Origin of the sequence: Nonomuraea thailandensis (assembly GCF_024172165.1) — a bacterium.
Classification (GTDB): Bacteria; Actinomycetota; Actinomycetes; order Streptosporangiales; family Streptosporangiaceae; genus Nonomuraea; species Nonomuraea thailandensis.
In genome coordinates, this window is record NZ_JAMZEB010000002.1 from 3457489 (window position 1) to 3478674 (window position 21186).

The 21186-nt window shown below is 70.9% G+C and carries 17 protein-coding genes; 7 read left to right on the forward strand and 10 right to left on the reverse strand.

Translation table 11 applies throughout. The features are described from left to right. Positions 1–2 precede the first annotated feature (2 nt). Positions 3–188 (reverse strand): SDR family oxidoreductase, encoded by a 186-nt coding sequence (locus HD597_RS19435; RefSeq protein ID WP_253744080.1) that lies wholly within the window; start codon positions 186–188, stop codon positions 3–5. 83 nt (positions 189–271) lie between these two features. Here HD597_RS19435 and HD597_RS67315 point away from each other — a divergent pair, with 83 nt between their 5' ends. Continuing rightward, positions 272–661: a hypothetical protein gene (locus HD597_RS67315; RefSeq protein ID WP_504928497.1), complete on the forward strand. Its 390-nt coding sequence runs from the start codon at positions 272–274 to the stop codon at positions 659–661. Here the strand turns inward: HD597_RS67315 and HD597_RS19440 are convergent. Further along, entirely contained in the window at positions 651–953 is a 303-nt protein-coding gene (locus HD597_RS19440) for a hypothetical protein (protein ID WP_253744081.1), read from the reverse strand. The two genes, HD597_RS67315 and HD597_RS19440, sit on opposite strands and share 11 nt — an antisense overlap. A 222-nt stretch (positions 954–1175) precedes the next feature. Beyond that, on the reverse strand, positions 1176–3839 hold the full coding sequence (locus tag HD597_RS19445; protein ID WP_253744082.1) for an AAA family ATPase: 2664 nt from the start codon (positions 3837–3839) through the stop codon (positions 1176–1178). Positions 3840–4293: 454 nt separating this feature from the next. Between HD597_RS19445 and HD597_RS19450 the strand changes: the two genes are divergently transcribed. Further along, a complete protein-coding gene (locus HD597_RS19450; RefSeq protein WP_253744083.1) occupies positions 4294–5598 on the forward strand; it encodes a dihydrolipoyl dehydrogenase family protein in 1305 nt (434 codons plus the stop codon). A gap of 206 nt (positions 5599–5804) precedes the next feature. On the opposite strand, the gene HD597_RS19455 is transcribed toward HD597_RS19450, so the two are convergent. The 3 genes from HD597_RS19455 to HD597_RS19465 form a co-directional block, all read right to left on the reverse strand. Continuing rightward, positions 5805–8570, reverse strand: a complete 2766-nt coding sequence (locus HD597_RS19455) for an ATP-binding protein (RefSeq protein WP_253744084.1) — start codon at positions 8568–8570, stop codon at positions 5805–5807. Between the two features lie 282 nt (positions 8571–8852). Then, on the reverse strand, positions 8853–9521 hold the full coding sequence (locus tag HD597_RS19460; protein ID WP_253744085.1) for an alpha/beta hydrolase: 669 nt from the start codon (positions 9519–9521) through the stop codon (positions 8853–8855). Between the two features lie 59 nt (positions 9522–9580). Then, positions 9581–10339 carry an SDR family NAD(P)-dependent oxidoreductase gene (locus HD597_RS19465; protein ID WP_253744086.1) on the reverse strand — a complete coding sequence of 253 codons (759 nt, stop codon included), beginning with the start codon at positions 10337–10339 and terminating at the stop codon, positions 9581–9583. A 144-nt stretch (positions 10340–10483) separates the two neighbouring features. On the opposite strand from HD597_RS19465, the gene HD597_RS19470 reads away from it, so the two are divergent. Further along, positions 10484–11161 carry a TetR/AcrR family transcriptional regulator gene (locus HD597_RS19470; RefSeq protein ID WP_253744087.1) on the forward strand — a complete coding sequence of 226 codons (678 nt, stop codon included), beginning with the start codon at positions 10484–10486 and terminating at the stop codon, positions 11159–11161. Positions 11162–11493: 332 nt separating this feature from the next. On the opposite strand, the gene HD597_RS19475 is transcribed toward HD597_RS19470, so the two are convergent. Continuing rightward, positions 11494–11784, reverse strand: coding sequence for a LuxR C-terminal-related transcriptional regulator (locus HD597_RS19475; RefSeq protein WP_372513377.1), 291 nt, complete (start codon positions 11782–11784; stop codon positions 11494–11496). A 287-nt stretch (positions 11785–12071) separates the two neighbouring features. On the opposite strand from HD597_RS19475, the gene HD597_RS66765 reads away from it, so the two are divergent. Both HD597_RS66765 and HD597_RS19480 read left to right on the forward strand, forming a co-directional pair. Continuing rightward, a complete protein-coding gene (locus HD597_RS66765; protein ID WP_372513620.1) occupies positions 12072–12389 on the forward strand; it encodes a transposase family protein in 318 nt (105 codons plus the stop codon). A 484-nt stretch (positions 12390–12873) separates the two neighbouring features. After that, positions 12874–13443, forward strand: coding sequence for a dihydrofolate reductase family protein (locus HD597_RS19480; protein ID WP_253744088.1), 570 nt, complete (start codon positions 12874–12876; stop codon positions 13441–13443). Between the two features lie 579 nt (positions 13444–14022). Here the strand turns inward: HD597_RS19480 and HD597_RS19485 are convergent. Further along, positions 14023–15483 carry a serine/threonine-protein kinase gene (locus HD597_RS19485; RefSeq protein ID WP_253744089.1) on the reverse strand — a complete coding sequence of 487 codons (1461 nt, stop codon included), beginning with the start codon at positions 15481–15483 and terminating at the stop codon, positions 14023–14025. 65 nt (positions 15484–15548) lie between these two features. Further along, positions 15549–15716, reverse strand: coding sequence for a hypothetical protein (locus tag HD597_RS19490; protein ID WP_253744090.1), 168 nt, complete (start codon positions 15714–15716; stop codon positions 15549–15551). A 255-nt stretch (positions 15717–15971) separates the two neighbouring features. Here HD597_RS19490 and HD597_RS19495 point away from each other — a divergent pair. Further along, a protein-coding gene (locus HD597_RS19495) for an IS5 family transposase (RefSeq protein WP_276082695.1) occupies positions 15972–16879 on the forward strand; the annotation gives its coding sequence in 2 pieces (ribosomal slippage) (positions 15972–16398 and positions 16398–16879; 909 coding nt in all). A gap of 346 nt (positions 16880–17225) precedes the next feature. Here the strand turns inward: HD597_RS19495 and HD597_RS19500 are convergent. After that, entirely contained in the window at positions 17226–20438 is a 3213-nt protein-coding gene (locus tag HD597_RS19500; protein WP_253744091.1) for an ATP-binding protein, read from the reverse strand. Positions 20439–20539: 101 nt separating this feature from the next. Between HD597_RS19500 and HD597_RS19505 the strand changes: the two genes are divergently transcribed. Next, the gene (locus HD597_RS19505; protein ID WP_253744092.1) at positions 20540–21178 is read left to right on the forward strand and encodes a hemerythrin domain-containing protein; all 639 of its coding nucleotides are present in this window, start codon (positions 20540–20542) and stop codon (positions 21176–21178) included. Positions 21179–21186: the final 8 nt, after the last annotated feature.

Consider the following 21186-nt stretch of genomic DNA (forward strand, 5'->3'; position numbering starts at 1 on the left):
GCTCAGAGCACGAGGCCGCCGTTGACGCCGAGCACCTGGCCGATGACGAAGCCGGCGGCCTCGGAGCACAGGTAGGCGCATGCGGCGGCGATCTCTTCGGCGGTGCCGACCCGGCCTGGAAGGTGCCGGTCAGGTTGACTGCCAGCAGGGCTACATCCAGCAGGCCGATGCGCAAGTCGCTGGCGCATGGCGCGATCACGCGGACCGGCTCGTCGTCGAGTTCGATTCCGACTACCGCTCCCACGGCACTGCGATCGCGGCCGAGTGGCCGATCGGCCTTCCTGCCGGCTGGACCGATGCCACTGTCATCGCCGCCGACCCTCAGGCCAGCACCTCCGCCTTCGCCCTCACTCCGATGCCGGACGGGAACATCCGTGTCGACCCCTTGTCCAACCGCGGCGACGAGCCCGGCTACACCTGGGGTTATCGGGGAGGCGGGCCGACCACCTTCTATCAGGCTCTGGTTCGATGCGCACTCGGTATGTGGGCCATCAGCGTTGGAGTGCGATCACTCATCCTCGTGCGTGGGTGCACACCGTGGCCTCCCGGGCCCTGGTCCGGCGCGTCGCCCAAACCCTGGAGGACGCGGTTGATCCGCCACCTGAGCCGCCCGTGCTGCTCCTCCTGCGCACTGATAGGCCCGAATCAGCCTACGCCGTAACGGCGACGTTCTCGCCGTATCGCAAACCCTCGCCCACACCCGCGACCTCGCCCACACCCGCGACCTCGCCTTCGACCGCGCCCGCGCCCGCGCTCGTGCCGACGAACTCGCCGATGACCTTGAACACAACCTCGACCACGGCCTCAACCGCGCCGCTGACGTCGCTCTGCTGATCACCGTCTGCGCCCGGAAGACCATTCGCGCGGTGCTGGGCCGGGAGGTGCCGCTCAACGAGTCCTCGGTGTGCCCGTTTCTCGACGACTTCACGGTCGCTGACCTGCGCAATGCTCATCTGGCCGGGGTCGATCCGGTCGGAGTCCGGTGGTCGGAGGCCGGAAACCGGTGGCCGGAGGAGGTGGACGTGGAGGCTCTCAAGGCCCACTCGGGGGAGACCACGCCGGGCAGCGGGGTGTACGCCCGTGCGAGACGGCGAGGTGGTCCGCGACACGGCTGACCACATCTGACCGGTGAAGGAGAGCCCAGCCGCTGCGCCCGAGTCGAGCCTCTCGGCGCATCAGTCCGCCGACGTCGTGACACGGCCGGGGCGGTTCATGGCGTCCCTGAGGGCCGCGCGGGTGGTGACACCCAGTTTGGGGAAGATCCGGTACAGATGGGAGCTGACGGTACGCGGTGACAGGCGTAGCCGTTCGCCGATCTGCTTGTTGGTGAGGCCGCTGGCGGCGAGGTCGGCGATCCGCCGTTCCTGCCAGGTCAGCGACGTGTCCGGGGCGGCAACCCGCGGTGCTGATCCGATGATCCGCAGTTCGATGCCGGCCCGCTCGGCCCATGCGGCGGCGCCGAGCCGTTCGAAGGTCTCGGCGGCGTGGGTGAGGAGTGACCGGGCGGCGGTGCGTTCGCGGGCGTGGCGCAGGCGGATCCCCTGGGCCAGCTGGATCCGCGCCGTTTCGAACGGGAACCGCGCGGCCGCCGGATGGGATGTGGCCCGCGCGAACATGCCGGCGGCCTCCCGCTCGGAGTCCGCCGTCATCGCCAGCGCCCCGTAGCACGTCAGAGCGAGGCGCGGGGAGAGGGCGGCGAAGCCCGCGTCGCGGGCGGCGAGGGCGTGGCGGCGGGCCTGCTCGGTGCGGCCGGTGTGCAGGGCCGCCTCGACGAGGTCGAGGAGGGTTCGTGATGCCTGGCCGCAGTAGGGCCGGAACGTGCCCGGTGTCGTGATGCCGACCGCGTGGCGGTATGCGGCCTCGTAGTCGCCCGAGCTCAGCGCGGCCGTCAGGGCGATGGAGTCGGCGAGGTCGGTGACGAAGCCGACGCCGCGCGGCCTGGCCCAGGCGTCGACTTCCGCCCGCAGTTCGAGGGCCCGGGTGATCTGGCCGCGCAGCGCCGCGAGCTGCGCCAGATGGGCACGTGTCTGGTGGGCGAGCAGCTGACGGCCGTGCTCGATCTCCAGAGCCAGAGCCCGTTCTCCGGTCCGCACCGCGGCGTCCCACTCGCCGGACCCCATCTGATCCAGCATGATCATCGTCAGCATGATCAGGCCGCTGAACATGGTGCCGGTCGCCAGTTCGCGATCCACGACGCGTTCCAGATGGGGCCGGTACTGACCGACGATGTCGAGGTGGTAGGCCGCGGTCGCCAGGCGGGTGACATCCCAGGGCTCCCGGTCGCGCAGGTTCGCCGCGGCCCGCTCCAGAGGTCCGGCCCAGCCACGCCCGTGCAGGACCACGTCGCTCCAGGTGTTGCTGTAGATCCGGGTCTGCTCGGTGACGAGAGTGCCGAGGGACGCGAGCATCCTGTGAGTCTCGTTCCACATGGCGGGGTCGGCGGCGTACTGGTCGACGGCGAGCAGGAGGACCTGCAGGCGGGTGAGGGTCTCGGTGGGCCCGCCTTTCAGTGCCTCGATCGCCGCCATCGCCTGCCGGTGGGCGGAGCGCACGTCACCGTCCTCGAAGAACGCCTGGTGGACGGCGTTGACGGTCGCGTCCGGACCGGCGGTGAGCCGGACCGGGGGGAGCTCACTGCCGGGGCGGGCCGCGTAGCCGGACAGGAACGTCGCGTAGCTGCGCCGCCGGGTCTGTTGCACGGCGTCCTCGCTCAGCTCGGCCGCCCGGGTCAGCCAGCCGACGGCGGTGACGGCGCCGCCGTGGCGGATCGCCGAATCGGCCGCGGCCTCCAGCGCCTGGGCGGCCTCCTCGTCGGGTGCGACACAGGCCGCGGCCAGATGCATCGCACGGCGTTCGAGGTCATCCCGGTGCAGGTCCGCGAGCGCGCGATGCGCCGCCCGGCGCTGCTCGGGGGTTGCCATCTGTACGACACTCGACCGGACCAGCGGATGCCGGAAGGTGATGTCCCCGGTGATCGGTTCGGTGTCCAGCAGGCCGCACGCCACCGCCTCGTCGACGTTCCGCATCCGGTGGCGCGGCTTCGGTCCGCCGTCGCCCGGCCGGGTCCCGACGCCGTCGAGCGCGCCCATCAACAGTTCCGTACGGGCCGGGTCGCTGAGCGCGGCGATGCGGGAGCCGTACAGTTGGTGCAGCCTCCGTGGCAGTCCCGCGGCGCCGGCCTGGGACGGCAGCTCCAACAGCGCGAGAGGGTTGCCGAGCGCCTGGTTCAGCACCCATTGGCGTACCCGCCGGTCAAGGGAGGGGTGGTGCCGGTCGAGCAGGCGCACCGCGTCTTCGTCGGCGAGCGGGCCGACCGATATCTCGGGCAGCACCGCCGTGTCGAACCGGGAGACGACCTCGTCCCGGACGGCGACCAGCAGCTTCACCGGGACGCTCCCGATCCGGCGCCCGACGAAGCCGAAGACGTCGGCGCTGGAATCGTCGAGCCACTGGCCGTCATCGAGGATCACCAGCAGAGGACGTCGCGTGGCGATGTCCGACAGCAGTTCGAGCACCGCGATGCCGAGTGTCATCAGCGAGGGAGGATCGTCGGCTCGCCGCCCGGTGACCGCGTCGAGCACCGTGCGGCTGTCGTCGTGCAGCGGGAGCAGTTGGTAGAGGAGCTGGTGCAGCCCGGAATAGGGCAGCTCGGATTCGGCCTCGACCCCCGTGATCCGGCTCACGAGGTGACCGTCACGGACGGCCAGCTCCGCCGCTTCCTCGAGCAGAGCGCTCTTGCCCACTCCCGCCTCGCCCCGGACGACGAGCACCCGGCCGGCAGTGGACTTCACCGTTCCGGAGATCTCCGCCCGTTCGCGATCCCTGCCGATGATCACCATCGCCGACTCCTCGTCCCTCTCCCTGACCTGCCTGGTGAACAGCTTTACTCGGCAGGAGGTCTCGGAGCCCCAGGGAGTGTCCCTGGACTGCCCCCCGGGGGCACGGGTCCGCACCGGGGACCGGCGCCCGGGGTCGGGCACCTGACTCGCTCGTTCCGGCGGTCGTCTGAGTCACCGTCAGATGACGGATGTGCGCGGCCGCGTCACAGCCGAGGGTGGGAGCGTCCGCATCGCTCGCTCGGAAGGCGTGCTCCATGAACAACCAGCGCAGGCGGCCGTTCGCCGGAGCCGGTTCGCCGCTGATGGCCGCGTCCCGACGTCATGGACCGGAAACTCGAAGTCGTCACTCGCCGTGGTTCCGCCAGGAGATCACCCGGCGCGCTCCCGGCCGCTGACCCGCTGTCCCCAACGGGGAGGGCCAATCGCCGTCCTGCCCGTCTACCTTGGAGATCCTGTGCGTATTTTCGACGTCGTCGTCATCGGCGCCGGACCGGCCGGCGAGCACGTCGCCGCCCGGACGGCCGCCGCCGGGCTGAACACCGTCGTCGTCGAAGCCGTCCTGCGGCCTCGCGACCGAACGTCCGGCGGCCGGCACGACCTGCCTCGGGCGCAACGGCCGGAGCGGGCGGGCATCACTCTGGTCCGCGGGCACGGACGGCTGTCCGGGCCACGGATCGTGGAGGTGACCGGCACCGACGGCGCGGTCCTGCGGCTGTCGGCCCTGCACGCCGTGGCCGTGTGCACAGGAACCCGAGCGGCCCTCCCGCCGCTGCCGGGCCTCGCCGCCCTGCGGCCGTGGACCAGCCGTGAAGCCGCCGGTGCCACGAAGGTCCCGCCGCGGCTGGCCATCGTGGGCGGGGGCGTGGCCGCCGTTGAGATGGCCACCGCCTGGCAAGCGCTCGGCTCGCAGGTGACCCTCGTCGTCCCGGAATCCGGGCTGCTTCCCCGGGTGGAACGTTTCGCCGCCGACCTGGTCACCGACGCTCTTCGTGCCTCGGGCGTCGAGCTGAGGTTCGACACGACCCTCAGCGCCGCGACCCGCGCCGCTGACGTCCGCCTCGCCTTGTCCGACGGAGCAGTGCTCCATGCCGACGAGCTCCTGCTGGCGGCCGGCCGCGCTCCCCGCACCGACGACCTCGGCCTGGAGACCGTCGGCTTGCGCCCCGGTGCCTGGCTGCCGAGCGACGACACCTACACCGTGCCCGGCGTCACCGGCGACTGGCTGTATGCCGTCGGTGACGTCAACCAGCGCGCCCTGCTCACCCACCAGGGCCGGTACCAAGCGAGGATCGCCGGTACGGTCATCGCCGACCGTGCCCGCAACCATCCCCTCGACCGCAGGCCGTGGAGCCGCCACACCGGAACGGCCGACCACGTCGCCGTCCCCCAGGTCCTCCTGACCGACCCCGAGATCGCCTTCGTCGGCCTCACCGCGGCCGACGCCGTACGCCTGGGCAGGGACGTCGACATCGTCGACCTCGACCTCGGCCTAGTCGCCGGAGCCCACCAGCACAGCCCCGGTCAGCGGGGCCGCGCCCGCATCCTCCTCGACCCCGCCCGCGGCACCCTCCTGGGCGCCACCTTCGCCGGCCGTGGCGTCGCCGGACTCCTGCAGTCGGCGACGTTCGCCATCGCCGGCGAGATCCCGCTGGACCGCCTCCGGCACGCCGTTCCGGCCCTTCCGACGCTCAGCGAGGTCTGGCTCCGTCTCCTCGAGACCCACAGGGACACCACCGCACCCCCGCCCGGCGGGCGCTGAGACCGCATCAGAGAGGAGATCCCGAACATGGAACGGTTCGTGCTCCGGGTCGCCGCCCGCTGCCGGGGCAGTGCCCGCCACCGCCGCCGCGCCGACGTCTTGCGCACCTCGGACGGCCTCCGCACCGCCCCCTCGTCCGCACCTAGCCGGCCCCCCGATGTCACACCCGCGAGCCTGGGGGCGAGCTGGCAGGGTGAGTGCGGGATCTAACGGTCCGGCCGGTCGCCGTTCTGGCGCAGGGCGGCGGCGAGTTGGCGGCGGGAGGTGATACCGAGTTTCCCGTAGACCTTCCGCAGATGCCACTCGACGGTGCGAGCGCTGAGGAACAACTGGGCGCCGATCTCCGTGTTCGTGAGGCCGTCGGACGCCAGGCGCACGATCAGCGTCTCCTGTGCCGTGAGCGCGCTCTCGCTGTCCACCGCGCCTTGCCGGACCCGTTCGCCGGTCGCCAGCAGTTCGCGGCGGGCGCGTTCGGCGAACGCCCTCATCCCCAGATCCGTGAACATCTCGTGAGCGGTCTTCAGGTGGTGCCGGGCGTCCACACGGCGGTTGTCCCGGCGCAGCCACTCGCCGTAGAGCAGGTGTGCCCGGCCCAGCTCGGGCCGCAGCGGAGTCCGGCCGAGCCGCTCGACGGCCTCCCGATAGTGCCGCTCGGCGACGTCTCCGCCGCTGAGCAGTGCGCGCGAACGTGCTTCCAGGCCGAGCCCCACATCGGTGCCGCCGGCCGTCGTCGACTCGGCCAGCCGGGCGAGGGCCGCCGAAGCGGCCCTGACGTCCCCGACGCGGGTGGCGGCTTCGACCAGTTCGGGCAGCGACCACAGAGCGACGAACAGGTCGGAGGAGCTCTCGCTCGACTCGACGGCGGCGGCCAGTGCCTCGGGGTAGCGGCCGAGCCCGTTGTAGAGGACCGCCGCCACCCAGTTCGCGTACGTCACGCTCGCTCCCTGACCGGTCACCTGCGTCTCGGCGATCATCGAGCGGAGGAGGGGGACGGCCTTCTGCTCGTCGCCGCGCAGGCAGGCGAGCATCGTCGGGCCGAAGGCGGCCGCGGGCGCCCCGGTCGCCTCGCAGATCGTCTCGGCCTCGGCGAACATGGCCGCGGACGTCGCGAACTCGCCCGACCAAGTGGTCACGGTCCCCAGCGCCGCCAGCACGATGGGCATCAGGTCGAACGCGCCCACCGTCCTCAGCACCTTCAGCTCCCGGTCGAGCAGGAAGCGCCAGTTGGCGAAGTCCCAGCTGCCGATGGCGGCGGCGTGCGCGAACCAGCCCCAGCGCAGTACCTCGTCGGGCGTGAGGGAGGCGTCGACGATCGCGCTGATCGCTCTCCGCAGGACCGGTGCCGCGGCGGCCGGGCCCTGCACGATCACCCGCGCCAGGGCGTCGAGGACGAGTTCGGCCTCATCCGGGTGTGCCGACACCGGCAGCGCGAGAGCGGCCCGGGACACGTCCGCCAGGCTGCCGCCGATCGCGAGGTCACCCGCGAACATCGCGGCCATCCACGCTTTCAGGTAGGTCTCGCGGGCCAGGTTCAGGTCGAGCGGTTCAAGCCGCTTGGCCGCTTGCAGCAGCAGCGGCGGAGCGTCGTTGCCCAGCCCGGAGGTGAAGGCGACGTTTCCGCGCAGCAGGTCCGCACGGGCACTCTGCAGCTCTGTCAGCGGTTCCGCCCGCACGATCGCGAGCAGTTCGAGTACGCGCTCGTAGGAGCCGGCCTGCAGGTTGGCGTGAGCGGCGGCGAGCAGACGATCGCTGCGGCGCGCCGGATCGACGGTCAGGGCGGCGGCCTGCTCCAGGAAGGCCGCCGCCGCGCTGGGTCCGCCACGGGCCTGAGCCCTGCTCGCGGAGCGCTCGAGGTCGGCCGCGGCGTCCTCGTCCGGCCCGTCCGTCGACTGCGCTCGGTGCCAGGCCCGGCGATCCGGATCGGCGATCGGATCGGTCGACTCGGCCAGCGCCCGATGCACGGCACGCCGCTGTTCGGCCGTCGCCAACCGGTAGGCGGCCCTTCGCAGCAGCGGATGCCGGAAGCTGATCCGATGCCCGAAGTCGGCGAGCCCCGACTCCATCGCGGGCCGGGCCACCACATGCGAGATCCCCAGGAGGCTCGCGGCCCGCCAGATCAGCTTCGCCTCTCCCGAGGGCTCGGCCGAGGCCAGGCAGATCAGCAGCCTGGTGTCGCCCGGCAGCGCATCCAGCTGCCGGGCGAAACTCTCCTCGATCCGTCCCGACAACGGAGCCGTACCGGGAAAGCCGAACCCGCCGGCCAGTTCCTCCCGGGACATCGTCCGCGGCAGCTCCAGCAACGCCAGCGGGTTGCCCCGCGTCTCGGCCACGATCTGATCCCGCACCCGCATGTCGAGCGGCCCGGTCAGCGCGGTGGCCAGCAGCTCGTGCGCGTGCTGAGCGGCCAGCCCGTCCAGGCGCAGTGCAGGAACCCCGGCCACCTCGTCGGTCGGGGTTCGCGCCCCGAACACCATGCCGATCGGGTCGGCCCCGAGTCTGCGCGCGACGAAGCCGAGTGTCTGCGCCGACGCCCGGTCCAGCCAATGCAGATCGTCTGTCACGCAGAGCAGGGGCCGCTCCCTGGAGACCTCCGACAGCAGGCTGAGGACGGCCATCCCGATCAGGAAGCGTGCCGGAGGCGGACCCTCCGCCAGCCCGAACGCGGTCCGCAAGGCGAGCTGCTGCGGCTTGGGCAGCATCTCCACCCGCTCCAGCATGGGGCCGCACAGCTGGTGCAGCCCGGCGAAGGCCAACTCCATCTCCGACTGCATGCCCGAGACCCGCAGCACCCTGAATCCGCGCGCCCTGGCCGCCATGTCGTCGAGCAGTGCCGTCTTGCCGATCCCCGCGTCGCCGCTCAGGACGAGGGCCCGCCCCTTGCCCTCCCGAACGGCCTGGAGGAACCCGAGGAGAGTTTCCCGCTCACCGATCCGGTTGACCAACTCGGCGGGCGCGCCTTCCAAGCTCGGCATCACCAACACATCCTTTCACCAGCGCGGATGATGCCATGAGCGCGAAGGCCTCGGCAATTTGTCGCTGATGGCCGGAAGCCGGGGAGCGGCCTCGCATGGTGCCGGTGAGACTGCCGGCGGTCAGGAGCCGGTGTGGGCGCCGAATCGTGTCACGCGTCCCCGACCGTGCGGGAGCTTCGGCGTCGGCCGCAGGAACCAGCGACCGGAAGGCGTCGCCCTGGGCCGTCTGCCTGCCGGCGACCTGCAAGGCCAAGGAGATGGAGGACTGGCGCAGTGAAGGGTTCAGGCCGACCGTACGATCTCGTCGATGAGGGCGGCCAGCCGGCGTGGCTGGGACAGGAACGGCGAATGACCGCCAGGGAGCCGGTGGATCTCAGCCGCTTGGGCGGCCATCTGCTCCTGCAGCGCAACAGGGATGGCCTGGTCCTGCTCCGTGATGATGTAGGCGGACGGGATGCTCCGCCAGGCGGCCACGTCCACCTTCTCCGCGAACGACCTGACGGTCTGGTTGACCAGCTTGCTCACCGCCTCCTCGGCCTCTCCGTCGGGCAGGTCGCCGTAGAGCGAGACACGCGGCTCGCCGCCGAGCGGGAACAGGCCGCCTGTTTCTTCGGGATCGGGAAGGCCGTGGAGGGTGTACATCGACTGTCCCGTGTCCGGCATGTAGGCGGCGAGGTAGATCAGCCGATCAACATTGCTCGCCCCGGCGGCGGCCTCGGTGATCGGGATGCCGCCGTAGGAGTGCCCGAGCAGGGCGACCGGTCCTGCGATCGACGCCAGCTCCGCGGCCAGTACGGCGGCGTCGTCATGCATGCCTGCGGTGGGATGTTCGCCGGCGCTCGGGAGCCTCGGCGTGTGCGTGTCATGGCCGAGAGCGTGCAACTCCGCCTCGAGCCGCGCCCAGCTGCTTGGCTGGTGCCAGGCGCCGTGGACGAGCATCACAGTGGTCATGAATGGTGCTCCAATGTTTTAGTACGACGTATCGGGCCTGAGTCGGGGTTCGCTGCAGGTCACTTCGCCTGGAAGCCGCCGTCGATGTTCAGGATCGCGCCGGCCACGAACGACGCCTTGTCGGACAGGAGCCAGTGGATGCCCTCGGCGATCTCCTCGGGCCGGCCCATGCGCCCGATCGGGTGCATCGCGGTGATGGTCTCCTCGTCGTACTGGCCGAGGGAGATGGCGCGCGCGATGATGTCGGTCTTGATCGCGCCCGGGGCCACGGCGTTCACGCGCACGCCCTGGGAGGAGTATTCCAGGCCCGCGGTCTTGGTCAGGCCGACGACCGCGTGCTTGGTGGCCGCGTACGGGCCGCTCCACGGGATGCCGTTGAGGCCCGCGATGGAGGCGAGGTTGACGATGGCGCCCCCGCGGCCGCCGGCGAGCATCTCGTTGATCTCGCGCTGCAGGCACAGGAACAGGCCCATCACGTTCGTCGACAACATCTCCTGGAACTTCACCGGGTCGGCGTCGGCGATCGCTGACGTCTCGTGGGCCAGGCCGGCGTTGTTGACCGCGTAGTCCAGGCGGCCGTACTCGGAAAGGACGGAGTCGAACAGGGCGGTGATGCTCTGCGGCGAGTCCATGTCGGCCGCCACGAACGACGCGCTGCCGCCGTCCTTGGTCAGCTCCACGACCGCCTGCTTGCCGACGTCCTCGCGCCGCCCGCTCACGACGACGTGCACGCCGTCGGCGATCAGCAGCTTCGCGGTCTCCTTGCCGATGCCGGTCGCGCCGCCGGTGATGACCGCGATCTTCTTGTCGCTGCTCATGATGGGTTCTCCCTTGCGTTCATGGTTGACCGCGCACGTTGTGCGCGGTTGCCCCGGGCCGTTAACAGACCGGCGGGCTCTTGTAATGAAATTAACGTACCACCGGTCTGATGTCAAAAGACCGGAGGTCTGTAGGATGGGGGCATGCCCACCTTCCAGCGCGCCCGCAGCGAGGAACAGCGCGAGCTCCGCAGGCGAGCGATCCTCGACGCCACGGCCGCGATGCTGAACGAGATGCCGGTCGCCGAGGTCAGCCTCAACGAGCTGAGCCGCCGGGTCGGCCTGGCCAAGTCCAACGTCCTGCGCTACTTCGAATCGCGCGAGGCCATCCTGCTGGAACTGCTGGACCGGGCATGGAAACAGTGGATCGACGACCTGCCCGGCCGCTTGGCTGCCGAGGTCGGCGAAGCCGGCTCCGCGGGGGAGCGCGGTGACCGGCTGGCCACGGCCCTCACCCGATCACTGGAGGAGCGCCAGGTTCTGTGCGACCTTCTCAGCGCGCAGGCCGGCGTCCTGGAACGCAACGTTTCCGCCGACCTGGCCGGCCAGTGGAAGAGGACGGCGATCGGGAACGTCGACACCATGGCCCGCCTGATGCGGCACCATCTGCCCGAACTGGGCGACCGCGCCCAGACGTTGTGCGCTCAGACCATCATGATCACCGCCGCAGTCTGGACGCACGCGCGACCGTCCGCGGCCATGCTCGACGCCTACGACGCCGATCCCTCCCTGGCGGTGTTGCGTATGGATTTCGCGCCCACCTTGCGGGACATGCTGTCCACCTTTGTCGCCGGCACCCTGACCCGCGCCGCCTCGCCCTGAGAGGGCGTTTGATCTGAGCCCGTTCACCTCAAGTCCTCCAGATTCCGGCCCTGCGGTGCCAGGGCCAGGCCCCACTCTGGTACGCCGGGCTGATCGGGCACATCAGTCACTTGACGGCGAGCTGCAAAGGCCTCGAAGGGCTGGCAGCTCGCGACATTGAGTTATCCGACCCAGGAAGCCGCTCAAGTCCTGCTTCCCCTTGCTCGAACAGGCCTGTCCCTGGTCGTGGCCCCACAGCCGGCCGCGACCGTCGTCGCCCCCCCGGCGGCGGCAACCTCACCGGCGAGTTCGGGGTCGAGCACGACCCCGCCGTCACCGCGGCGACGACCTGATCAGGGCAGCAGGCCGCGCGCGTAGGCGGTGGCGGCTGCGGCGGCCCGATCGGAAACGCCCAATTTGGTGTAGATGTGCGCCAGGTGGGTCTTGACCGTCGTCTCGCTGATGAACAGCGCCGCGGCCGCCTCCCTGTTGGTCGCGCCGCCCGCCACCAGCCGCAGCACGCTGTGCTCGCGCTCGCTCAGCTCGGCCGCCCTGGCAGCGGGCTCGCGCACCCGCCGCAGCACGCGAGCCGCCACGGCCGGCAGCACGTCGTCGTCCCCGTCGTACGTCGTCAGCACCAGCACCCGGGCCGACGGCACCCGCGCGGTCAGCAGCCCGATGAACTCCGCTCCGCCCAGCCCGGCATCCGCAGGCCGGTCAGTACGACGTCGGGCTGTTCCCGTACGGCCACCGCCAGCCCTTCCGCGCCGTGGCCTTGCACGCTGACCAAGTCGGGCTGTAGAGGGGGCGGCCACAGCTCGCGCCGTTGTCCGGGGTCTGTCCGGCCACCGTATGCCGGGTCATCCAGCGCTTGGGCCCGCTGCTCGCCCTGGAGCCCGGCAGCGCGCGCAGCCGAGGCCGCGGAACGGCTGTGGATCGCGAACGGCACCCTGATCCCGGTAGGGGACCGCACCGTCGCCGCTTCCGGCAAGAACTACCACTTCTCTGCGAACGTGCCCTGTGTCAACACCGGCCTGCTCGTCCCGCACCGAAGACGGACGGGACGACCTCTGCTACGGGCCAGGAGGAAGACAACGCTGAACACCGGCGCATCCGCGCCCTCGTCGAGCACACCTTCGCCCGGATGAAGAACTACAAGATCCTGCGTGATTGCCGGCAGAGAGGGTCCGGACTCCACCACGCGGTCCAAGCCGTCGCACACATGCACGACCTCGCCCTCCCAGCATGAGCACCACTGCCGCAGAACGGCACTGACCTGCTCACACACGGACTTCTGCAAAGGGCTGTTGGAGTCGCTCCCACTCGGCGTTCGTCAAGTCACCACGCCCCATGCACTCATCGTGACAAGATCCATCACCACAACTGGTGCCGCGTCAGGCAACGTTTGCGACGTTCGTCGTTGGCCCTGAGCCGACGGTAGGTGACGTGGCACCGCGCATCGAAGTCGAGCGTCATGGGCGCCGTCCCGTTGCGAACCTGAACGCCCCGAGCGCCGAATCAGTCGCGCGCTCGGTCTGCGGTCTGGTTCGCATCACGACGGCGTTACAGTTCGCATCACGACGGCGTTACAGTTCGCGTCACGACGGCGTTACAGTTCGCGTCGCGACGGTGTTGAGCAGGTGGGATCGGGCGCCGATGAGAAATGGCGCCGACAGTCGTCTAAGTAGACGTCCGGTGAAAACGCGCTGCGCGCATCAAGGGAGAGCAATGAGATGAGACCACTTCGATACTCGATCAACGTCACGCTCGACGGCTGCTGCCATCACGAGGCAGGGCTCCCCCCGGACGAGGAGTCGATGCGCTACTGGACCGCTGAGATGGAGCGAGCCGATGCCCTGCTGTTCGGCCGGGTGACCTACGAGATGATGGAGTCGGCGTGGCGGAAGCCGGCCACGGACACGTGGCCTGACTGGATGGATGAGTGGCAGATCCCGTTCGCCGAGACCATCGACCGGGCGAAGAAGCACGTCGTGTCGAGCACGCTGAGCGGGGTCGATTGGAATGCCGAGCTGGTGCGAGGCGACTTGGGGCAAGCGGTTCAGCGGCTCAAGCAGGAGTCAGGTGAGGGCCTGTGGGTGGGTGGCGTGACGCTCCCCCTGGCGTTGGCAGATCTGGGACTGATCGACGAGTACGAGTTCCTTGTGCAGCCGGTCCTTGCCGGACACGGGCCGACGTTGCTCGCCGGCCTGCGCGAGCGCATCCAGCTCGAGCCCGTGGAGCGCCACGAGTTCCGGTCGGGGGCGGTCGCCCTGCGATACCGGCCCACGCGAGTTACGGCTTGACGTGATTTATCCTGGCACGTAGACCGCTCCCTCGCGACGGAGCGACGGCCCGGGGTCGCGTTGGCCGCGCTGGCCGTGCCCCCGAACACGCGGACATATCGACGGGGGACATCGCCCCGAGGTGCCGGTAGCGGACAGGGCAAACGTTGCCTGACGTGGCGCCAGTCGGCGAACAGGCCGCCGGCCGGACGCCGTCTGCCCTGCTGCAGGACGCGGCCCAGCAGGCCGCGCATCGCCATCGGCTCCAGGCCGCGCAGGTGCAGGCTGACGATGCGGAGGAACGACGCGGGCTCGGTCTCCTCCAGGACGAGGGCCCGCACATCGCGCAGCCGCAGCTCGGCGGCCGGCATCGCGCGGGTCGGCCCGCACCCGGCGGTGATCACGTCGAAGATCATCGGTGTTGCCCTCCGGGAGTGCCTTGGTGGTCAGGCGCTCCCGGCGACACCTACGTCGATCGCCCGGCCGCGACAGCGAGGCCGAGCACCCACAGCGATACAGCGTTCATGGGTCTCACCTCCTCGGGCGGTGTCACGGCCGACCGCACGCTACAAGCCCGGGGATCACCGCGTCCCGTTCTTTTCACGAGGAGCCTTCGATGGGGACGCCCCGGTAGCGGCCGAGGCCCAGCAGGTTGAGGTCGGCACTGTCGGCTTCGGGGAGCCCGCGGAAGGTGGCGAAGAACTGCAGCGACTCGCCCGCGTCGATCGCGTTGGCGTAGCTGTACCAGTACGTGCACGAGCAGACGCCGTCCTCGGTGTCCGGATGGGACGACTTGTTCGAGCCGTCCGGCCGGATCGTGATCCCGTGCACGCTCCACGACTCGCCGCCGCCCAGCAGGTGGGCCAGGTCGGCCTTGTCTCCGGGCGCGCCGATGTTCTCGACCGTCCACTCCAGCCGCGTCTGGTCGAACTCGCGCGTCAGCTTGTCGATCGAGACGTGGACGGGGATCCGCCGCCCGTTGGCGTTCTCGATGTAGGTGTCGCGGGCGGCCAGGCCCGTGGTGGTGTGGACGTGCGCGGGCGCCGGCCCGGCGGTGGTGACCTGAGCCAGTGGGGACGTACCCCCCGAAGCGCCCGAACTGCCCGGACTGTTCGACTGCAACAGCACCGTAGCCGTGACGGCCGAGACCAGCAGCGCGGCGGCGATCGCCGCCGCCGGGCGCACCCACCGCCACCTCGACGGAGCGCGCGCCGGCTGCCGCACGGCCTGCTGCTCCCAGGATTGGCTGACCAGGTTCGTGGCCGCGGCCACGTTGATCGACTCGCGGCCGAGCAGGCGGTCGAGAAGCTGCTGCGACGTCGGCCGCCGGGCCGGGTCCTTGGCCAGCGCCTGCTCCACCAGCGGGTACAGCCTGCCGTCCAGGTTGCTCAGGTCCGGCGCGTAGTGCACCACCCGGTACAGCACCTCGGGCGGGCCGCCCACGCCGAACGGCGGCTTGCCCGTCGCCGCGTACACGACCACGCCGCCCCACGCGAACACGTCACTGGCGGCCGTGACCGGCTCGCCGCCGGCCTGCTCGGGCGACATGTAGGCGGGCGTGCCCACGATGGACGCCGACTTGGTCGCGTCCGGCGTCATGAACTGGGCGATGCCGAAGTCGATGACCCGGGGGCCGATGGAGCTGAGCAGGATGTTGGCGGGCTTGAGGTCGCGGTGCACGATTCCGGCCTGGTGGATGGCGACGAGCGCGGTGGCCACGCCGACGGCCAGGGCCTCCAGGTTCGCGCCCGACATGGGGGCGCCGTCGCGGATCGCCGTGGCCAGGTCGGGGCCGTCGACGTACTCGGTGACGATGTAGGCGCTCTGCCCGTCGAGGCCCGCGTCCAGGACGGGGGCGGTGCAGAAGCGGGCCACGCGGCGCGCCGCCTCCACCTCCCTGGTGAAGCGGCGCTCGAAGCCGTCGTCCGTGCCGGGGTTCAGGACCTTGAGCGCCACGGGTGGCGAGTCTCCGAGCCGCGCCAGGTACACGGTGCCCATCCCGCCTTGTCCGAGGCGTTTGATGATGGTGTACGGGCCGATGCGTCGGGTTTCGTCACTCACGTGTCGATTGTGATCAAGGTTGCTTGCGATTCGGTATCAGAACGCTTACTTCCCGTACGGGACCTTCAGCGGCGTCCGCCCCAGGAGTAGAAGGCGCCCCGCAGGTGCTCGAAACGGTGATCGACGTGGTCCTCCGACCATTCCACGTCCGCGAGGAGCCGGGCCGGGTCCCCCGCGGGCTCCACGCGTAGCCGTGCGGGCTGTCCAGGGAGCACCACCGGCGTGGACGGCATGGATCGAACGCTGGTACGCCACCTCCACGCTCACCCCCGAAGTCCGTGGGATCTTTCGCAGCGTCCTGTCCAAGGGCGGCCGCTGGCTCGCCACCGAGCACCCTGAGATCATCGAACCCCGCCAGTGGACACGTGAGCTCTCGCCACGCACTAGGCCGTGTTTCAGAAGTGACTTGAGTGGCGGTTGCTCGAGGTGTTCGTAGATCGACAAAAAAAGAGGTCTCCGGTAGATGAGTCAACGACCAAGAAGACCATCTGCACGGAGACCTCGTGGACACCTTACCGGTGGCCGGGCGGGCTGATCTGACCGATGCGCAGTGGGCGGTGCTGGAGCCGCTGCTGCCGGTCGGCCGCAAGCCAGGGCGCCCGCCGACCTGGACGAAACGGCAGCTCATTAATGGGATCCGGTGGCGGGTTCGGGTGGGGGCGCCATGGCGGGACGTGCCGGAGCGGTACGGATGCTGGCAGACGATCTACGGGTTGTTCCGGCGCTGGCAGCGTGCCGGAACCTGGCAGCAGATCCTGACCGTCTTGCAGGCTCAGGCGGACGCGGCTGGGCTGATCACGTGGGATGTGAGTGTCGACTCCACCGTCTGCCGGGCTCATCAGCACGCCGCCGGGGCGCGGAAAAGGGGGATCTGCAGGTCGAGTCGCCGGGCGGGGTGCAGGAAGAGCCGGCCGATCACGGGCTGGGGCGTTCCCGGGGTGGCTTGAGCACCAAACTGCACCTGGCCACCGAGCAGGGCCGCAGAGCACTGTCGATCGTGCTGACGGCCGGGCAGCGTGGTGACAGCCCGCAGTTCACGGCGGTCTTGGAGGGCATCCGGGTGCCGCGCCTGGGCGGGGGCCGGCCCCGTACCCGGCCGGACCGGGTGCTGGCCGATAAGGCCTACAGCTCGCGCGGTAACCGCCGTTACCTGCGCAGGCGCGGCATCAAGGCCACCATCCCGATCAAGCTGGACCAAGCCGCCGCCCGGCGCAGGAAGGGGACGAAGGGCGGCCGGCCACCGGCCTTCGACCCCGAGTCCTACAAGCTGCGTCACGCCGTGGAATGCGGCATCAACCGGCTCAAGGGCTACCGGGCGGTGGCTACCCGCTTCGACAAGCTGGCCGTGCGCTACGAAGCGACTGTTCATATCGCCGTGATCGACACCTGGCTATGAGCGCACCACTTCTGAAACACGGCCTAAGGCCGATCTCACCGCGACCGGAACGTCCTTCCGCGACCTGCACGAGTGGGAACACATTTCACGACCATTCGACCCCGCCACCGCTCTGCGTACCCCCCGAACCATCCAGGCGCTTATCGGTCCGGATCCTCGCGTCATCGACGACGACATGTGGGCCAAGCCGCTGTGGGCCGAGTGAAAAGTCGCGGTATCAGGCTGGGCGGAAGCGGGCTTGGCTTTGGCGGCAGACGCCGAGCTGAGCGGGCACGGCCCTTAAGGCCGCCCATGCGACAGAAAACGCAAGTCCTGTGTCACAGAGGTGCGGCACCGTGGGCAGAGGCTAGGTGGTCGTCCGCAACCGGGCCTCGGCGGCCCAGTGGGGTGCGTTCCATTGGTCGGCGATGGTGGCGGCCTGGGTGAAGTGGGCGGCGGCCTCGTCGGTGCGGCCGAGGAAGGCGGCCAGTTCACCGAGGGTGTGGGCGACCGGGCGCAACGCCAACGACAGGCTCGCGGCGCCCGCCGGGGGACCGTTGCGATGCGGAAGCAGCGTCGCGTAGATCTCCTCGGCGGCATCACGGTCGTTCAGGGCGACGATGGCCATCGCGCGCAACGTTGCGAGGAAGGTGAAGAAGAAGTCGGGGCGGATCGGGCTGGGTGACGCGCGGACCTCGCGAGCTTCGGCGTCCAGGCCGTTGGCGTGGAGGGCGAGCGCGAGCAGGTCGCAGACCATGGGGCCAAGCACGACGTGGAGGGCGCGAACATCGTCCAGGTGCGCACCGAGCGTGCCCTCGTTCAGCCGGATCGTGGCCAGAGCGAGTTGGAGAAAGCCCATGTGCACCGATCCGATGCGCCGCATGCCCGCGTCGGCCTTGATGTAGAGGAGCTCGGCGTCGGCGAATCGGCCTTCGATGAGCGCCAGGGTCGCCAGCGCGATCTCGGCGGCGGCGATCGCCTCGCGCATTCGGTAGGTGCGCGCGAGTTCCAGGGCCTCGGCGGTCACCCGATGCATGGTCACCCCGTCGTTGGCGGAGGCGGCGACGGCAGCATGGTTGAGCAGCCCGGTGACGCGGTAGACCGGCAGGTCGTGCTCGATGCCGATCTCCACGAGCTCCCGGCAGAGGTCGGCGTCGCCGTGGACTTCAGACAGGATCTGGAGTGCCGCGGCCCGCAGCCGGGGTCCGGTGGCGAGGTCGAGTGCCTCCTGCGCTGCCTCCACAACGGTCGGGTCGTCCTCGCCGACCAGTTCGTTGGCGTACGCCGTCAGGAGCCGGGACCGCACCGAAGGGGTCAGGTCACCCTTCAGCAGGCGGCTCAGGCGGTCGACGATGGGCCGGTCCACTGTGCCGTACGTACGGGCCTGCCAGGCGGTCGGCTCTGTCCACGCGGTGAACGCGGCGAGCATCAGGTCGTCGCGGCCCAGGGACTCCGCGTACTCCACGGCTTCACGGCGTGTCTCGCGGGCGGCTGCGACGGCCCCCGCCCGGACCTGCGCGCGCAGCAGCCTGCCGAGCAATTCGACGCGTTCGTCCGGTCCTGTCGAGTTGGCGACGGCGTCGGTCAGGAGGCCGGCCGCCACGTCGTGGGCGTAGCGGGCCTCGGCAAGCTCGGCGGCCTGGACGCAGTAGCCGACGGCCTTCGGTGAGCCGGCGCGCGCGTAGTGGTGGGCCAGCGCCGCGATGTCGCCGGTGCCTTCCAGGGCGTCGGCGATCCGGGCGTGCATCCGGGTGGCGCGCAACCTGCTGAGGTCGGCGACGAGCGTGTCCCTGACGAGGGCGTGGACGAAGCGGACGAGCCCGGGGCCGGGTTCGTCGAGGAGCCCGGCGATGACGCCCGCGTCCAGCGCGTCCAGCACGCCGTCCTCGTCGGTGTCGGCGGCCTTGACCAGGACGTCCACCGAGCTTTCCCGGCCCGCGACCGCGGCCAGCCGCAGGACGGACACGCCTCCCTCGGGCAGGCGCGCGAGCCGTCGGCGCAGGACGTCCCGGACGCCTTCCGGGACCTCGGAGAGGGCGACCAGCGCGCCTTCGCCGTTCAGCAGCCGGGCGCTTTCGCGCACGTAGAACGGGTTGCCGCCGGTGCGCTCCACGATCCCGGCGATGGTCTCCTCGTCGGCCTCGCATTCGGCCCGTACGAGCTGCGCGACGGCCTCGTCGTTCAGCCCCGGCAGCGCCAGGCGCAGCGGCGCGGCACGCGCGAGGGAGGCCAGCGTCTCGGTGAGGTGCCCGCTCTCGTCCGCGCGGTACGCGGCGACGACCAGGATCGGCGCCCGCAGGCCGAGGACGCCGCCGAGCAGCTCCAGCGTGGCGGCGTCCGCCCAGTGCAGGTCGTCCAGCACGACGGCGACCGGGCGTTCCGTGGCGACCGCCGCGAGCCACTTCCACACGGCTTGGCGCAGGCGGAACCGTCCCGCGGTGGCGTCGGCGTTCACCGGCCCGGTGTCGGTGAGCAGCGGCGCGAGGTCGTCCGCGAACTCGCCCGGGGACGTGGTCGCGGCGACAGCTCTCAGCGCCTCGGCCCAGGCCCACGCGGGTGGCGCGCTGTCGACCTCGGGGCAGCGGCCGACGGCGACCAGCCACCCGTCACGTTCGAGCCGCCTGCCCAGGTGGTCCAGCAGCGTCGACTTGCCGAGCCCGGCCTCGCCGGTGACAAGGGCGATGCCGGCGCCGTCGGTGGCGGCATCGGCGGCGGCCGTGACCAGCGCCGACAGCTGTGCCTCGCGTCCGATGAACGGCGCCTCGATGGCCGGAGCCGGCCGCAGCCGCGGTGCGGCCGGCGGTGGCGGGGGTACGGTCGCGCGCAGGACGTCCGTGCGCTGGGTGAGGATCGCCTCCTCCAACGCCGTCAGGTCCGGGCCGGGGTCGAGCCCGAGTTCCTCGGCGAGGATGCCGCGGGCGCGGCGGAGCGTCGCCAGCGCGTCGGCTTGGCGGCCGCTGCTCCACAGTGCCAGGGCGTGCAACCGCCAGCCTTCCTCGCGGAGGGGCTCCTCGCGGGTGAGCCGCTCGGCCTCGGGAACGACCGCGGCGGGGTCGCCGGTGCGCAGACCCGCCGCGACGTGCGCCTCGGTGGCGACCAGGCGCAGCTCGTTCAGCCGGGCCGTCTCGGCGGCGGCCCACGGCTCGTCGGCGACCTCGGCGAACGCCGGTCCCTGCCACAGTCCCAGCGCCTCGGCGAGCCGGGCCTGGGCGACGCGCGGGTCGGTGTCCGTACGGGCTTGGTCGAGCAGGCCCTCGAACCGCCACGCGTCCACCGACTCCGGGGGCAGCCGCAGCGCGTAGCCGGGCGACGCGCTGACCAGCAGCCGGGCAGGCGTGCGCGGCGAACGTCCGGGCTCCAGCAGCCGGCGCAGGTTGGACACGTACGCCTGCAAGGACATCAGCGCCCGCGCGGGCGGCTCCCCGCGCCACAGGTCTTCGATCATCCGGTCGACGGGCACGACCTGCCCGCGCGCTGTCACCAGCAACGCCAGCACGCCCCGTTGCCGCGGCCCGCCCAGGGGAACGGGCTCGCCGCCGACCTCGGCCGCGAAAGAGCCCAGCACCCGGATGAAGACCATGATCCGCACATTTTACGTGGACGTTCCAAGTCCCCTCCAAATCGCCTCCAAACACCCAGGAGCAGCCTGAACACATCGCAACCGATGAAGGGCGGGAACAGATGAGCGTCAACACCCGGGACATGGAGATCGTCCACCGCGTGCTCCGCCGAGCGTCCCGGCTGCTGGTGCAGCTCGTCGCGGCCGTCGCCCCGGGTGACACCGCTCGCGCCAAGGTGATCGGCGACCACTTCCGCGTCTACCGGCTGGGCCTGCACAACCATCACGAGAGCGAGGACGAGTTGCTGTGGCCGCCACTCCTTTCCCGGGTGGACCTGGAGGCCGACATCGTCCTGCGCATGCAGGCCCAGCACGAGCGCATCGCGGCCACCCTGAGCAGGCTGGACGCCGCGGTCCCCGTCTGGGAGGCCACCGCGGGCGCCGACGAGCGCGACACCCTGGTGGCCGCCCTCTGCGAGCACCGCGCTGTCCTGCTGGAACACCTCGACGACGAGGAAGCCACCCTCCTCCCGCTCGCGGCCAAGCACATCACCGAACAGGAGTGGGCCTCCCTGGGCGACCACCTGGTGAACGACACTCCCAAGCTCGCCCTGTTCACGCTCTTCGGCGCCGTCCTGGAGGACGCGAACCCGGCCGAGCGCGCCATCGTCCTCAGCGGCCTTCCCGGCCCGGTCCGCGTCATCTGGCACGTCATCGGCCGCCCCCGCTACGCCCGCCACATCCGCCGTGTCCGCGGCTGAACCCTGCC

What these genes read in the sequence shown, in the direction of transcription:
- HD597_RS19505 (WP_253744092.1), top strand. Translation starts at nt 20,540, where the DNA reads ATGAGCGTCAACACCCGGGACATGGAGATCGTCCACCGCGTGCTCCGC.
- HD597_RS19490 (WP_253744090.1), bottom strand. Translation starts at nt 15,716, where the DNA reads ATGCCGTCCACGCCGGTGGTGCTCCCTGGACAGCCCGCACGGCTACGC.
- HD597_RS19470 (WP_253744087.1), top strand. Translation starts at nt 10,484, where the DNA reads ATGCCCACCTTCCAGCGCGCCCGCAGCGAGGAACAGCGCGAGCTCCGC.
- HD597_RS19460 (WP_253744085.1), bottom strand. Translation starts at nt 9,521, where the DNA reads ATGACCACTGTGATGCTCGTCCACGGCGCCTGGCACCAGCCAAGCAGC.
- HD597_RS19480 (WP_253744088.1), top strand. Translation starts at nt 12,874, where the DNA reads ATGAGACCACTTCGATACTCGATCAACGTCACGCTCGACGGCTGCTGC.
- HD597_RS19465 (WP_253744086.1), bottom strand. Translation starts at nt 10,339, where the DNA reads ATGAGCAGCGACAAGAAGATCGCGGTCATCACCGGCGGCGCGACCGGC.
- HD597_RS19445 (WP_253744082.1), bottom strand. Translation starts at nt 3,839, where the DNA reads ATGGTGATCATCGGCAGGGATCGCGAACGGGCGGAGATCTCCGGAACG.
- HD597_RS19500 (WP_253744091.1), bottom strand. Translation starts at nt 20,438, where the DNA reads ATGGTCTTCATCCGGGTGCTGGGCTCTTTCGCGGCCGAGGTCGGCGGC.
- HD597_RS19435 (WP_253744080.1), bottom strand. Translation starts at nt 188, where the DNA reads ATGCGCCAGCGACTTGCGCATCGGCCTGCTGGATGTAGCCCTGCTGGC.
- HD597_RS19440 (WP_253744081.1), bottom strand. Translation starts at nt 953, where the DNA reads ATGAGCATTGCGCAGGTCAGCGACCGTGAAGTCGTCGAGAAACGGGCA.
- HD597_RS19455 (WP_253744084.1), bottom strand. Translation starts at nt 8,570, where the DNA reads ATGCCGAGCTTGGAAGGCGCGCCCGCCGAGTTGGTCAACCGGATCGGT.